Origin of the sequence: Paenibacillus sp. Aloe-11, assembly GCF_000245715.1 — a bacterium.
In the GTDB taxonomy this organism is placed as follows: domain Bacteria; phylum Bacillota; class Bacilli; order Paenibacillales; family Paenibacillaceae; genus Paenibacillus; species Paenibacillus kribbensis.
The window spans coordinates 57,281-72,796 of record NZ_JH601039.1; the positions used below are offsets into that span (position 1 = coordinate 57,281).

A 15,516-nucleotide genomic window follows, 5' to 3' on the forward strand; every position below is an offset into this window, starting at 1 on the left:
AGATTATGGCTGCCAGTGCATTCACCATCGCACCGCTGCTTGTTATATTCATGTTTACCCAGAAAACGATCATGCAGAGTGTGAACATGACTGCTGGTGTAAACAAAAATTGATTTTTACAACACATGATATAGGAGGAATCACAATGGAGTTAGGTCAAGCACGTATGAAATGGAAGGAAAAAATAAGGCTCGGATGGAGAGGCGGCATGTCACTGGTACTGGCTGCAAGTTTTGCCTTAATTACAGCGTGTGGTCCCTCAACCGCTGATGGTCCAACCCATTCAGGTTCGGCTGCGAGTGGAGCTGATTCCGCATCCAAGGGTCCAGTCGAGATTGAGTTCTGGTATGGCCTGGGCGGGAAACTGGGAGATAACATGAAGGAAAAAATCGACGCCTTCAATAAGTCCCAGAGCGAAGTCATTGTCAAAGGAATTGTACAAGCTGATTACACCGAAACGGAAAGGAAGCTGCAGGCAGCTATTGCATCCAAAAAGGTACCTGCGGCTGTACTGAGCTCTAATATCGAATGGGCTCACAAAGGCTATTATGCTCCAATGGATGAGATGATCGCAGCCGATCAAAGCTTCAACAAAGAGGATTTTGTTGAGACCTTCTTGAAACAGGGGCAGGTAGATGGGAAGCAATATTTCTTGCCGATGTACGGAACGACGCAGATCATGTATTACCGCAAGGACGCGCTGAAGCAGCATGGTATTGATCCAGCCAGTCTGACGACTTGGGAAGCCCTAGCCGATGCAGCAGCAAAGATGAGCAAACGTGAGAATGGCCAGACAACCTTCTATGGCTGGGAGCCGATGTGGGGCAGTGATAACATGGTCGACGCCGTGCTTAGCAAGGGCGGGAAAATCCTGAGTGATGACGGCAAGACGGTGATGATTGATTCACCGGAATGGATTGAGACCTGGAATCTGTTCAGCAAATGGATTCATGAGGACAAGATCATGGGTATTCACTCTGGTGGTCAAGGTTGGGAGTACTGGTACAAAACGATTGATGATGTCATGAAAAATAAGGCGGCAGGTTACACCGGCTCCAGTGGTGACCAGGGCGACCTGGACTTTAATGTCGTAGCAGCCATGGAACAGCCGGGCTGGGAGGGCATTGGTCAAGGTAAACCTGTAGCAAGTGCATTAATGGCAGGTATCCCCGCTGAAGCAAGTCCGGAACAGCAAAAAGCAGCGTATAAGTGGCTGACATATTTCTCCAAAACGTCGAATACAGCTTCCTGGTCCATGAACACGGGTTATATTGCGGTTCGTAAGTCTGCCCAGGAAGACCCTGATTTCAAAAAGTTCAGTGAGAAGAACCCGCAGATCAAAATTCCGCTCCAGCAGGCTTCTCATGCTTCTGCTCCGTTCCAGGATCCGACCGGAGGCAAGATCAATGATGCACTGAAGGATGCGGCTGATCAAGTACAGATCAATAAAGTTCCTGCTGAGCAGGCTCTGAAGGAAGCCAAGGAGAAGGCCCAGAAGGAACTGGATCGGATAAAATAAGATCACCTCGGGAGAGCGGTGCAGACATGTACCGCTTTTCTGATCCAGTACGACAGCAGACAAGGAGTGTAAAATATGCCTGAATTAAACTTTGGGAACCGGTCTACCCCAATAGAGGCCATTCTGTTTGACAAGGATGGGACCTTGCTTGATTTTACAGCCATGTGGGGTTTCTGGACCGTTTGTGTGATGGAGAACTTCAGGGAGCGGCTTGTTGCTCGTGGGCTTCGATTCGCTAAAGATGATATCCCTCATATATGGGGAACGTTCCATGATGAGCAAGGTGGAATGACAGGCTATGATGTACGGGGACCACTCGCCATGGGGACCATGGAAGAGGTTCGTGCGGTGCTGACATGGCATGGGTATCGTGCAGGCTTGAGCTGGGCGGAAGCCAAAATCAACGTAAATGAATGTTTTTTACAAGCAGAATATGCAATAAGCAAGGAACGTCCTGTTCGGCCGCTGCCCGGAGTACGTATGTTTCTTGAGCTATGTCGCAGCCACGGAATGAAGATGGGGGTTGTGACGGCGGATGAGACGGATAGTGCGCTGCGCCATCTGGAATGGATGGGGATTGAATCTTTTTTTACGGTGGTTGTGGGTACGGATCAGGTTAAACGGGGAAAGCCGTTTCCTGATATGCTCCTGCTGGCTTGTGAGCGTCTCGGTATTCCAACTGCACGATCTATGGTCATCGGAGATACAGATGGCGATATGGAGATGGCGCGCTCAGCAGGAGCGGCTTGGAAGGTCGCCGTCGGAAGCCCTGAACATATACAACTTGCCGATCTTACGGTGCGTTCGTTCCATGAACTGCTGGAAGTCGGGATGAGCCGATGACGAGTCATTCCTATGTAGGATGGGTCCTGCTTGCGCTGGCGATTGGATTGGAACTGAGTGGCACCATTTTGATGAAAGTATCGGATGGTTTTGCTCGGTTGTGGCCTTCTATCCTCATGTTTGCCTGTTACGGAGCGAGCTTTACCCTGCTGAATTTTGCGGTAAAATATATGCCTCTTGGTGTCGCTTATGCAATCTGGTCAGGGGTAGGAATTACGCTGATTACTCTCGCAGGGCATTTCTTTTTCGGAGAGACTATGAAGGCGATATCGCTCGTCTGGATGGGCTTCATCCTGATCGGTATTATTGGACTGAAATGGAGTTGATTGCTGATGGAAAATACAATTAAACCTGAACAACCGCTTGCCTGCTTTCAGGTCATTACCGATACGCATGTTACGGATCGTGCAGATCATATCCACAACCGTCATCTGGAGAAAGCACTGGCGGACATCACCCTATATAGCAGTGGCAGCAGCGGGATTATGCATGTGGGCGATTTGACGGATCGCGGGCTATCGGAGGAATACAGGCAATTGCACCGAATACTGAGTATTTATCAGGAATCTTTGCCCGAGATACGATATACCGTAGGCAATCACGATATTGGGGCTACCCTATGGCAAGATCCGCCATTGGATTTGACCACAATGACCGAAGATGAAGTAGAGCGGGTTCTGGAGCATCCGGCAGCTACGGCTAAAGGAGAACCCGGCAGCACTGGGGAATCTATTTTACCTTCCACGTTATGGGAGAAACGACTGAACCAATTTGAACTAGCCACAGGCATGAAAGGATCGTATCATGATCACTGGATTAATGGTTATCATTATATCTTTTTGGGGACAGAGCAGCCTCATCCCAAAAATTGTGATATGTCTGCTGAACAACTGGAATGGTTGGCAACAAAGCTGTCCGAAGATGCATCCCCTGATCGACCGATCTTTGTATTTGTGCATCAACCGCTGATAGATACAGTGGCAGGCTCGATGAAGGAGCAAGGCTGGTATGGAGTGAATCAGGATACAGAGTTGAAGGCTGTCCTGAGTCATTATCCTCAAGCATTCTTGTTTTCAGGGCATACCCACTGGCAACTGGAGGCGAAGCGTACGATGTACGATGGTGGCGATCAGATGCCTACGATGTTTAATGCCGCTTCCGTAGGTTACCTGTGGACGGATCAGGATGAGCATCTTGAGGGTAGTCAGGGTCTGCATGTCGACGTATATCATGATCGAGTTGTCGTTAAGGGGCGTGATTTTGTGACGGGAACGTGGATTGAGAATGCAGAGTATGTAGTTCAATTGCCAAAAATAAAGAAAACGGTCTCCAATCATTTACAAAGTGACGATTCACTCTAAACAAGAATTGATCCATCTGAAAACCGCTCACTGAGCGGTTTTTTTGTCACATCTGACGGCGTATTGGAGCTTCATGTTCATTTCCAACTAACCGTGGATTGAAAAATGTGTGCGGGATAAGGTACTATAGCTATATAGTATGTATTTATATTAATTAATTAGTTATTACATTAATAAAATATGAGTATAGGAGCAACGAAGATGACCAAATTTCAGGATCAAATCATTGCGCGGTACAAGTTTGACGATGCAGGGAACGTCGGCAAGGATAGCTCAGGACAAGGCAATGACGGGGTTGCCTCCGGCACGAGTACGCCTACGATTTCCAATGTTAGCGGAAGAGCGGCCTTGACGCTTGCGGGAGGTCCCAACGGCACATCCTATATCCGGCTTCCTGCCGATCTGTTTAAAGATGTAAGCGATAACACTGGTGTCACAGTGACTGCCTGGGTCAACTTTGGCAGATTCACGGATATGTGGGAACGTGTTTTTGACTTTGGCAATTCCCATACAGGACCCTATATGTTCATGACACGGAACCTGCGCGGAACGCTGTTCGCCGGAGCAGACTTGTCCGTAGACCCGGGAAGGGGCTTTGTCAGGGATGAGTGGATGCATGTAGCCATGTCCATAACAGGCACGGAAGGTGGCACATTAAGCAGTGCAGGAGCAATGGTATATGTGAATGGCGAGGTAGTAGCGAACGGCTCTATCAGCCAAACGTCCAGCGGTAATTATGCCAAGCTGCGTAAATGGTTTGAGACGTTTGCAGAACCGTCCAACTACAGCAATAATTTTATCGGTCGTTCCCAGCACGCAGCAGATGTAGACTTTGCTGGCTCTGTTTCGGACTTTCGGATTTATAAAGCCGGCTTGTCCGCAGACGAAGTCATTGAGGTGATGTGCGATTCGTTGACGGATGAAGAGGTTGTGAAGCTGGCCCGCGACAAGTACTTGTCGTTCCCGACGACGATTGTCACCGGGGATCTGACTTTGCCAACGGCCCTGATGGGTGGACGGGTAAGAATCACCTGGAAATCGAGCCGGCCTGATGTACTCTCTGACAATGGTCAGGTGCAGGCGATTACCTCCGCGCACGGGGTAGTAGTTACAGCTTTCTTGACGAGAGGTCAAAGCCGGATTGAAGAAAGCTTTGAAATCTCGGTTCTTCCGAAAGGGCTGCCTCCGTATACATTGAACATTCATGGGGACAAGGAAGTGCTGGATATCAGCGAAGTGATGTACGGCTTGTTCTATGAAGATATCAATAACGCGGCAGATGGTGGGATTTATGCGGAGCTTGTTCAAAATCGTTCCTTTGAATCCTTCGAGTTCGATACGTATTCCCATGCTTCCGGCGAATGTGGCTGCTCTACTGGACGGAACCGTAACCCGCTGTTTGCCTGGTCCGGCGATACGGACAAGATGACTCCGCAGGATAGCGGCGGCTTAAATGAGTTTTTGGGTGTAAAAGACAAAGAAGTGAACGCTTATTATGTGACGGTAGAAGATGGAGCGACCATTCGAAACAAAGGCTTTGCGGACTCTAACCAGAATTGTGCCATGTCCATCCAGAAGGGGGATAAGTATGATTTCACGATCTGGGCGAAAGCTGAATCAGCGGGCACCATTACACTGCAATTGCAGGATTCGCATGAAGAAGCGATTAGTGATTTGGTAACGGTGCAGGTGGAAGGTGGAAATACGTGGAAGAAGTATGGCATCGATTCCAAGCTTGTGCTGACAGGCTCAGCTACGGCTCTGGGGCAACTGGCGCTTACATTTGCAGGGGATATTTCCATTGATATGGTTTCCTTATTTCCACAGGATGTGTGGGGTGCAGGGGAGGAAGAGCACTCTCCATCGGCACACGCCAATTTTCAAGGCAATCCCAACTACCGACTGAGAAAAGATCTGGTGAACGCGCTGGTCGACATGCATCCGAAGTTTTTGCGTTTTCCGGGTGGTTGTATCTCTGAGGGCTCGTTTATATGGGAAAACGTATACGACTGGAAGGAATCCATTGGCGATATCGAGCTGCGCAAGGAGAACTTTAATGTATGGGGCTACATGATGACCATGGGTCTCGGTTATATGGAGTATTTCCAACTGGCAGAAGACCTGAATGCAGCTCCGCTTCCGGTTATGGCCTGCGGCGTGCTCTGCCAAGCCCGTTCGGATTACGCTCATCCAGCGGGAGGCGCATTGAGAGAATACTATATCAAGAATTTCACGGATCTGATCGACTTTGCGATTAGCGTGGATTTTGAGCACAATGAATGGGCCTCCATGCGTAAAAAGATGGGTCATGAGGCTCCGTTCGATCTGCGTTATCTGGGTGTGGGGAACGAAAACTGGGGTACGGAATTCTTTGCCAACTTTGAGGTGTTCAAAACGTCCATTGACGAGTATATGGAGAAAAACTATCCGGGCTATGAGCTGCATATCATCTCCACGGTTGGCGCGCAGGCAGACGATGATGCCTATCAGCAGGGCTGGAAGTTCCTGAGTGGTAATATCACAGGTTCGGCAAAGATTGCTTTTGCAGATGGTAGCCAAGTGATAGAAGAAACGGTGACATGGTATGAGAAGCAAAAAGACTACATGGACACCATTGCGGATGAGCACTACTACCGTTCTAACGAGTATTTGTTGAATAATGTGGACCGCTATAATTACTACTATAGAGCTTATCACGCGGACGGTAGTATCAACTGGAAGGAGACGTCAAAGGTCTTTGTGGGTGAATATGCCTCAACGGATAAAAATACATTAGCGGGTGCAGTAGCAGAAGCGGCGGTGATGACGGGCTTCGAAAATAATGCGGATGTCGTCCGGTTGGCTGCCTATGCACCGCTGTTTAACAAGGTCCTGACAGACGGAACCTACAGATGGACCCCGGATTGCATTTGGTTCGATGACGAAACCGTATGGTTTACGCCGAACTACTATGTGCAGCAATTGTTTGCTCAGTATTTGGGCAATAAAGTATTGACCACCTCTTTCTCTACCTACAAAAACGGCAAGCCGATAGACCTTGTTCCCCATGGGGGAATTGAGATTGCGACAGGCAACGCGGAGGTTGTGATTAAGCGAGTGACCGTTACCTCCAATAAGGACGGCAGCGTGCTGGTGGATCAAGACTTTACCCAGGAGCTGAATCCAGCTTGGCGGGTGATTCCGGGTTCCGTAGGCTATACGGTGGAAGCAGGCAGAGGGCTTGTGCTCAAGGCTCAAGATAGCGGGCTGAACGGCTTGTACATCTTGAACGACCACTGGACGAATTACAAGGTGGAGGTGGTCGCTTCCCGCATTTCTGGTACAGATGGTTTTTATGTGGGGGCAGGGCTCACGGATATTTCCGCCGAGAAAAAGAGCGTCGTCGAATACGCGATCGGCTATGGCGGCAAGGCTACTGGCGTGAAGGTATATAAGCATGGTGTAGAAGGCTATACACTGGGTGACTACTCTTCCAGTACGGCGGCAGGCAACCTGAGAGCAGCCAGCTACGAAGAGCTAGCTGACCATACGGATTACACCATCACAGTGAACTACGGCGGTGAAACAGGCGGCAGCCTCATCTGTTCTTACACCGATGGAGAGACAACCAGCAAAGTGCTGGATTACAAGCTGGAGGCTTATAACCGAGATGTATTCAACTCGGTGACCAAGGATGCTGAGCATGTATATGTGAAGCTTGTGAACGCCGACAACGTGGATAAGGCAACGCAGTTGAACCTTCAGGAATTGAGTGTGGAGTCCACCGCCAAGCTGATTACGCTCACTGGCGATTCCTCGCTTGTTCATGTGCCGAACGTGAATAAAAAGAATGACGAGAAGGTTGTGCCTACCGAGCAACAGATTCCGCTCGACACAAATTCTGTCCTTTTGCACTTGCCAGCTAACTCGGTGAATGTGCTGGTGTTGGATTTTAAAGCATAGGAAGCAGAGGGGTTAAAATATTACAATCCGTACAATAAAAGAGCGCGACTTCCGAATTCAATCGGCATTGCGCTCTTTTATTGTCTAATATAGCTACTGGTCTGAAGCGCAACAGGCACCAAAAAGACACCCCTCAGGGCGTCTTCTACCTACAGTGGCACCTATAACTTCGGAAACAATTCGGAGTGGCACCATGAGACGGTTAGGAGATAGCAGCATTAGGAACATAAGTTGTATTTGTCCCTCGCTTTGGTGATTCCATCTGGCCAGAGTTGGGATATTGAGCTAATTTCCCTGACAGAGCATTACCGCGTGCGTCTGTTCACCAATTCACGCGGGTTGATGCCATCGTCTATGGTTAGCGGGATGCGCGCACCCTTGGCGATCTGCTCCCAAGGCACCATTTTAAAATTCTGATTCAACTTTTTGCCATTCTGAAGATTTTCATCATCCTGTGCAACGAAGATACCGTGCGGGAAGTTCTTGCCTAATCCATAGCCGAGAACATCAATACCGTCTGTGAAAGAAGTTCCGTCGACTGTAGGGCTGGCGCTGATCGTAAAGTTGCTTATATAAGCATTATCGCTTTGACGTTCATAGATCGCATAGCTGCTGTTTCCTTGGCTGGAGGCCATGAGATACCCCTTGCCGTCTTTGCCGTAATACAATGTAAGCCCCTCTATGTCATCTTGAAGTCGGCGTCCATCTGCAATATCAACACGTCGCAGCGGCTTGGAAGAACCATCCGGCTCGGCGTCGTATTTCCAAATGGCGTGATCCTCTTCAGCGATGTAGACCGTGCCGTATTCATCATCAGCCACCATGCCCTCGGATTGCGTAGCCAGCTTGAACTGGCGGACCAGCTTGCCGGCAATTTTGCCGTTCCCGTTGTCAGTCAGCTCATATTGTTCAAATTCACCCTCTTTGCCCAACACGAGTGCGTAGAATTTGCCTGTCTTGAGGCTATGGTACAGGCTGAATCCGTACACTTCTTTCATAGAGGATTGAATAGGCTTATCAACCACGTTGGTCAACGTTCCGGATACCCCGTCAATGGCAAAGATATCTACGGTGTTGTTGGTGCGATTGGTGGCTCCTGCAATATCAATCGTTTTATCGCCTAGCTTAAATCCATAACGGATATCCACATTGTTCATTTTGCCGACTTTAAAGTTTTGCAGCTGCTTGCCTTCCAGATCATAGACCAAAATCCCGCCGCCTTTATTGGTGGCTACAATTCTGCTGTTCTCCGGATTGACCGGATTAAGCCAAATCGCAGGATCGTCGGCTGCGTCATCTCCATCCTCCACTGCTTCTGTTTCGGCAGAGGGCATCACTTTATAGGTAGGAACAGCATCTTTAGGATCAGCATATTTGCTGTTTTCTGTCTTAAGCGTGGCAAGAAGCTTGGTAGGAAGATATATATTTCCACCGACCAGCTTGATTTCGCGATCCGCTTCCCCCGTTTGGCCAGCCAGGCGATATTGCTTCTCACCGACAGTAAAGGTTCCGACAATGCCATTTTTCAGCTTCACAGCAGCAGACTTGTCGTCATTGTCCCATGTAATTACAGCCCCTATTTTATCCGCTTGTGTTCGAAGAGATTCGTACCCGGTTGGCTGGGCCGCCGCCGCATGGGTCATTTCTGGTGATATCAGAATCCCTGTTAACATGGTTAATAATGCTAGTTTAGTAGCCTTCATATGTATGCTCCTTTTCTGAAGTCAAAATGGTACAATCGGCTCATTATAAAGCAACAATATGAAAAGAATATAATGGAAATGTAAAGGCTGCGTAAACGTTCAATTGGCTGGTTTCCAGTATTGTTGTCTATAATTTTTGGGAGACATCCCGAACTTTTCTTTAAAGCACTTGGAGAAATAGCTTGCTTGGGAGAACCCTGTTTCCTCCGTAATTTGTTGGACGGACCAGTCGGTTTGCAGCAACAGACTGCGTCCCTGATCCAGTCGGTAATCCATTAAATATTCAAGTGGCGTACGCTGAAAAGAGGCCTTCATACATCTGGCAAGATAGTTTTGATGTACGTGGAAATGGGCCTCCAAATCTTTATTGGTGATTGTATTTTTGTAATTCTGTTTTAAATATATTTCGATCTGTTCTGCTAACTTGGCGGAACTATTTTTATAATTCTCATCATATTCCAAATTCTTAAAAATATTCACAAACGTCTGCTGGGTCTCCCATAGAGCCAGCTTTCTAGGCTTTAAAGTAGAGGCTAACAAGTAATCCAATTTAGAAAACAGCTCATGGGGATTGATTATTTTTTGAAATTTGGGTAAATGGATTGTTGTGTGCTCGGAATGAAAATGCAGCTCGGGAATGGGTGAGCTAGGTGTGATCGGGTTGGGTGAGGATTGCGCGCGCCACGTGCTGTTCGTTTGAAAATGAAACCAGTAAAAGGAGGTTTGTTCTGTACATGCCTCAATGGGAAAATGGTGTTTGTCCGGTTCAAGAATGAGTGCGTAATTTTCAGAAACTTTCCACGCTTCATCCTCTTCGCCGATGTGCAGCAGTCCTTCTTTGATGATAATAACGTCAAAATAGCCCAAGTTATAACGATTCGGATGCCAGTCCCCTTTTTGATAGGTAGTAAAATTCCCCTCAATGAAATAAGGCAATGGGGGGACGAGGAAAGATAGAAAGTCTGTTTTGCTCATGGAAGTCAGCTCCTTTGTGTGTGAAATCGTATAACTTTTAGTTAAAGATCGCGATTTTTTTTATAAATTCAGGTTGATAAAATAAGGACTGTAGCAAGGGAAGCCCAGGCTAGTCTGATCGGTATTATCATTACTTTATCCTTATTTTTTCAAAAATGAAAGCGTTCTATTTCCAGGAAGGGATGTTTATCCAATGAAAACGGCAAAGCCAGTGAAGCATGTCAGCGTTGATGATTTATTTTGGAAGAAGTATAAGCAGGTGGTAGCGGAAGAGGTCATTCCTTATCAGTGGAAAGCATTAAATGATGAATTACCAGATACAGAACCCAGTCATGCGATTGAAAATTTTAAAATTGCGGCCGGGGAATCCAGTGGGGAGTATTATGGAACCGTTTTCCAGGACAGTGATATTGCCAAATGGCTGGAAACCGTCGCCTTTAGCTTAAGGGATCATCCGAATCCTGCGCTTGAGGAACGGGCAGATGAAGTGATTGCACTGTTGGGAAGAGCTCAAGCTGAGGACGGGTATTTAAATACGTATTATCTGCTGAAGGAGCCCAATAATCGCTGGACAAACTTAAGAGATAATCATGAGCTATATTGTGCAGGACATTTTATAGAAGCGGCTGTTGCTTATTATGAAACGACGGGCAAAACGAAGTTTCTTCACATCATGGAGAAATACGTAGATCTGATTCAGCAAATCTTTGGTACGGAAGAAGGGAAACGGAAAGGCTACCCGGGGCATGAAGAAATTGAACTGGCCTTAATCAAATTATACGACGTAACTGCAAAGGATCAATATCTCAAATTAGCGCAATATTTTATCGAGCAGCGGGGGCAGCATCCGATTTATTTTGCGGAGGAGAGAGAAAACAGAAAGCACATTCAAACAGAGCCTACCTGGAATGACGATAACAATATCAATTTTGGCTTGGGCTTCGAATACCAGCAGGCACACCAGCCTGTGCGTGAGCAAAAAGAGGCTGTCGGCCATGCAGTAAGAGCGATGTATCTATATATTGCGATGGCGGATCTGGCCGCGAAAACGGGAGATGCTTCCCTGTTAAAAACCTGTGAAACGCTGTGGGAGGATGTAACGAACCACAAAATGTACATCACTGCCGGGATCGGATCTGCCGTCAACGGGGAAGCATTCACCTGCCAGCATGATCTCCCCAATGACAGCATGTACTGCGAGACCTGCGCCTCGGTAGGGCTGGCTTTCTGGGCCAATCGTATGCTGCGCTTATCGCCGGACCGGAAATATGCCGATGTGTTGGAACGTGCGTTATACAACGGAACGATTAGCGGGATGGATCTGGATGGCAAACGGTTCTTCTACGTGAATCCGCTGGAAGTCAATCCGCATCAGAAATCCAGAAAGGATCAGGAGCACGTAAAAACAGAGCGGCAAAAATGGTTCTTCTGCGCGTGTTGTCCGCCCAACCTGGCCCGCATGATTGCATCGGTCGAAGACCATATATACACCCAAACCGACGACACGTTGTATACACATCTGTATATTGCAGGCAAGGTGAACCTGAATTTATCCGGTCAAGCGGTTGAAATCACACAGACTCACCGTTATCCATGGGATGCAGATTTGAGCTTTTCCATTCATGTAACAGAGCCGGCTTCATTTACATGGGCGCTGCGCATTCCGGGCTGGTGCAAACAGGCAGAGGTAAAGGTAAATGGAGAAGTCATTTCATTAGATCATCTGGCAAAAGGGTATGCCGAAATCCAGCGTATCTGGAATGACGGTGATGTGGTTTCCTTGCATTTGGCTATGCCGGTTGAACGCATTCGGAGCAATCCGCTGGTCTCCATGAACCAGCAGCAGATCGCCCTGCAACGGGGCCCCGTCGTATTTTGTCTGGAAGAAGTGGATAATGGGTCCAATTTGGCGGGATTACGATTGCCTAAGGAAAGCCTCATTACGGAAGAGTTTAGCGAAAACCTGCTGGGTGGAATTGTAAAGCTGACTACAGAGGGGTATCGGGTGAAGAGCTCAACTGCGTTATATAGCTCGGAGCCTCCTGAGCTTGTTCCCCAGCAAATCACCGCCATTCCTTACTACGCTTGGTGTAACCGAGCCAAAGGGGAAATGCGTGTATGGGTCTATGAATCATAATTCATTCGCATGGGAGAGAAAAAATCATGAGCACGAGAATTGTGAGTACGGAACCACCCGAAAAAGCAGCCAGTACCGTTCCTTTTCATCGTAAGATCAGCTATTCATTAACGGATACAGCGGGCAATCTGCTATACTGTGTCATTTCCAGCTATCTATTATATTTTTATACGGATGTATTCGGTCTTTCTATTGGGATTGCCGGGACGCTGCTTTTTATCACCCGTTTTATCGATGCCATTGATGCCCCGATCTGGGGCATCCTGATTGACCGGACCAAATCAAAATATGGACAGAGCAGACCTTATTTTCTATGGCTATCCATCCCGTTTGCTGTGTTCATGGTCCTCACGTTTACGACGCCCAACTGGAGTGAGTCCGGGAAAATTGTATACGCTGCCATTACTTATATCATAGCCGGTATTTTGTATACGGGGATTAGTACGCCCATTACTTCCATTCTCCCTAACCTGAGTAATAACTCCAATGAGCGCGTCGTCCTGAACTCCTTCCGTATGGTCGGGGGGAATGTGGGCTTCTTTATCGCCACGACGTTTACGCTGCCGCTGGTCGCTTTCTTTGGACAGGGGAATGATCAAAAAGGCTTTTCTTTAACGCTCATTTTATTCGGAATCATGGCGGTTATCATGTTCTTGATAGCGTTCGCCGATTTGCGAGAAAATACAGCAGTTAAAACCAAATCGATTCCGATTGCCAAGAGCTTTGCAGCCATCAAACGCAACTGGCCCTGGATGCTCGTCGTCGCTGCTAACCTGTGCTATTGGATTGGCTTGAACATCCGTTCATCCACGCTCATCTTTTATCTGCAATACAATCTGGACAGCAAGGATTTGGTCCCTTTAATCAACGGGCTGACCTCTATACAATTAATCTCGATGGTTCTGATTCCGATATTCGCCAGAAAATTAAGCAAAAATTCGATCATGATTATCGGATTGGTACTGGCTGCACTGGGGCAGGTTGTGATTTTAATGGGAAGTGCCAACTTAACCCTTATTATTGCCGGCTGGATTATTGGTGCGTTAGGTTCAGGCTTTGCATGTTCGATGCCATTTGCGATGCTGTCAGATACAGTGGATTATGGGGAATGGAAAAATGGAATTCGCGCAAGTGGGTTCCTGACCTCCATCGGAAGTGCATTTTGTATTAAAGCGGGCAGCGGGATCGGGGGATTATTGCCTGCATGGGTGATGGGTAGCACGGGTTACATCGCCGGGAAGGTTCAAACGCCTACCGCATTGTCCGGCATTCAGTTTAGCTTTATCTGGCTGCCATTTATCATCTTCCTGATCGGGATCATTCCTATGTTCTTTTATAAAAAATTCGAAAAGAATGAAGCTTCCATTCAACAAGATTTAGTTGCAAGGAGATCAGAATGATTCATATAACATTTTATTGATAACATCACAGAGTGTTGTATTCTTGCTTGAAAGCCTGTTCACTAAGTTGAGCAGGTTTTTGTATTTTTTCTATTCAAAATGTGAGTAAAACTATTGACAGGATTTTCTTTTGGAGTGATACTTCAATGAAGGCTCTTCTGGTGAAGGGTTTTTTTCAATTTAAGAAAAAGAATGTGATGATATGAGTCAACTGAGTGTAAGAATGAGAACCCATGGCTTTCTGAACAAGCATTTTACAGGAGAGTCTATTGATTATCGACAGATTATTGCTCTGTTTATCCCGCTTCTAATTGATCAGGCCTTTATTGTGGGGCTTAATTTGGTAAATACTGCCATGATTAGCTCATCAGGGATGGCAGCGGTCAGTGCGGTAAATATGATTGATTCCCTGAATATCTTTCTGATTAATGTGTTTGTCGCGGTGTCCACCGGGGGAACGGTTGTCGTTGCGCAATATAGGGGAAGCGGCAACGACCTCATGGTCTCTAAGGCCGCATCCGGCACCATTTCCTCCGTTTCCTTGCTGGCCTTATGTATCAGTTTGTTTATGATTGCGTTGTATAATCCGATTTTGAGTGTCCTGTTCGGCTCTGCCTCACCGGATGTATTGGCCAACGGCAAGGTATATCTGCTCGGAAGCTGTGTATCTTTCGTTGGGATTGCAGTGGTTGAGGCGGTATGTGGAGCATTGAGGGGAATAGGGAAGACGAGAGCGTCTTTGGCGCTTTCTCTCATTATGAACCTTTCGTATGTGGTCTTAAATGTAGTATTTATCAATCTATTGCACATGGGTGTGCTGGGCATGACGATTGCGGTCAACGTGTCCAGATATGCGGCAGCCGTCTGCGCGTTGATCTATTTGGTCAGGGTAGATGATGATTTGCGTGTTCAGCTTAGAGATATGCTTTATTTTAATCTAGCGATGCTCAAAAAGATTCTGTTCATCGGACTTCCGTTCGCAGCGGAACAGATGTTTTTTAATGGGGGTAAAATTTTAACCCAGATTTTCATTGTAAACCTGGGGACAAATGCGTTGGCGACGAATGCCATTTGCTCTTCTTTGGCCAACGTATTCCAAATCCCTTCGAATGCCCTAGCGCTTACCATTGTGACGGTGGTCGGGCAATGCATGGGTCGCCGTAATATTGAGGATGCCCGCAAATTTACCAAATCGTTTATTTGGCTGTCGTCTTGTTCTTTTATTGTCATGGGCCTCATTCTGATGCCTTTGTTTAAGCCGATGGTGGGGCTGTTTCATCCGCCTGCTGAAATCGTAGATGACATTTTCACCGTCATGCTGATTAATACCTTGGCCCAAATCCCGCTTTGGTCCATCGCCTTTATTACACCCTCTGCGCTTAGAGCAGCAGGTGATTCGAAATTCACGTCACTCACCTCAATGCTATCTATGTGGTTGTGCCGGGTGGTGCTTGGATATATGTTGGGCATCGTCTTCAATTTGGGGATTGTCGGTGTCTGGCTGGCGATGGATATTGAATGGGGCGTGCGGGGACTCGTGTTCCTTTGGCGCTTCCGAGGGAACAAATGGGTACAGCATCGTTTGATCGATTGAATAGGTCCACTCCTGTAAAATTGACTTCTAGATGAAGCATTT

General features: G+C 47.3%; 10 protein-coding genes and 1 pseudogene. 9 read left to right on the forward strand and 2 right to left on the reverse strand.

Going from position 1 to position 15,516, the window contains the following annotated elements; all coding sequences use genetic code 11:
- The 6 genes and pseudogenes from WG8_RS27610 to WG8_RS00995 all read left to right on the forward strand — a co-directional run.
- Nucleotides 1-113 (forward strand): annotated as a pseudogene (locus WG8_RS27610) (carbohydrate ABC transporter permease); the annotation flags it as partial.
- A 32-nt stretch (nt 114-145) separates the two neighbouring features.
- Entirely contained in the window at nt 146-1,519 is a 1,374-nt protein-coding gene (locus WG8_RS00975; protein WP_007428180.1) for an ABC transporter substrate-binding protein, read from the forward strand.
- A 75-nt stretch (nt 1,520-1,594) separates the two neighbouring features.
- The gene (locus WG8_RS00980) at nt 1,595-2,362 is read left to right on the forward strand and encodes an HAD family hydrolase (RefSeq protein ID WP_007428181.1); all 768 of its coding nucleotides are present in this window, start codon (nt 1,595-1,597) and stop codon (nt 2,360-2,362) included.
- Nucleotides 2,359-2,688, forward strand: coding sequence for a DMT family transporter (locus tag WG8_RS00985; protein ID WP_007428182.1), 330 nt, complete (start codon nt 2,359-2,361; stop codon nt 2,686-2,688). Before WG8_RS00980 ends, WG8_RS00985 begins: the two co-directional genes overlap by 4 nt.
- Nucleotides 2,689-2,694: 6 nt before the next feature.
- Nucleotides 2,695-3,723 (forward strand): metallophosphoesterase family protein, encoded by a 1,029-nt coding sequence (locus WG8_RS00990; protein WP_007428183.1) that lies wholly within the window; start codon nt 2,695-2,697, stop codon nt 3,721-3,723.
- Between the two features lie 201 nt (nt 3,724-3,924).
- On the forward strand, nt 3,925-7,665 hold the full coding sequence (locus WG8_RS00995) for an alpha-L-arabinofuranosidase C-terminal domain-containing protein (protein WP_007428184.1): 3,741 nt from the start codon (nt 3,925-3,927) through the stop codon (nt 7,663-7,665).
- A gap of 305 nt (nt 7,666-7,970) precedes the next feature.
- Here the strand turns inward: WG8_RS00995 and WG8_RS01000 are convergent, their stop codons facing one another.
- On the reverse strand, nt 7,971-9,368 hold the full coding sequence (locus tag WG8_RS01000; RefSeq protein ID WP_007428185.1) for a phytase: 1,398 nt from the start codon (nt 9,366-9,368) through the stop codon (nt 7,971-7,973).
- A 99-nt stretch (nt 9,369-9,467) separates the two neighbouring features.
- Nucleotides 9,468-10,343 (reverse strand): helix-turn-helix transcriptional regulator, encoded by an 876-nt coding sequence (locus WG8_RS01005; RefSeq protein WP_007428186.1) that lies wholly within the window; start codon nt 10,341-10,343, stop codon nt 9,468-9,470.
- A gap of 193 nt (nt 10,344-10,536) precedes the next feature.
- On the opposite strand from WG8_RS01005, the gene WG8_RS01010 reads away from it, so the two are divergent.
- The 3 genes from WG8_RS01010 (at nt 10,537) to WG8_RS01020 (ending at nt 15,474) form a co-directional block, all read left to right on the forward strand.
- Nucleotides 10,537-12,480 (forward strand): glycoside hydrolase family 127 protein, encoded by a 1,944-nt coding sequence (locus tag WG8_RS01010; protein ID WP_007428187.1) that lies wholly within the window; start codon nt 10,537-10,539, stop codon nt 12,478-12,480.
- A 26-nt stretch (nt 12,481-12,506) separates the two neighbouring features.
- Nucleotides 12,507-13,880, forward strand: coding sequence for an MFS transporter (locus WG8_RS01015; RefSeq protein ID WP_007428188.1), 1,374 nt, complete (start codon nt 12,507-12,509; stop codon nt 13,878-13,880).
- 202 nt (nt 13,881-14,082) lie between these two features.
- Nucleotides 14,083-15,474 (forward strand): MATE family efflux transporter, encoded by a 1,392-nt coding sequence (locus WG8_RS01020; protein ID WP_007428189.1) that lies wholly within the window; start codon nt 14,083-14,085, stop codon nt 15,472-15,474.
- Nucleotides 15,475-15,516 lie beyond the last annotated feature (42 nt).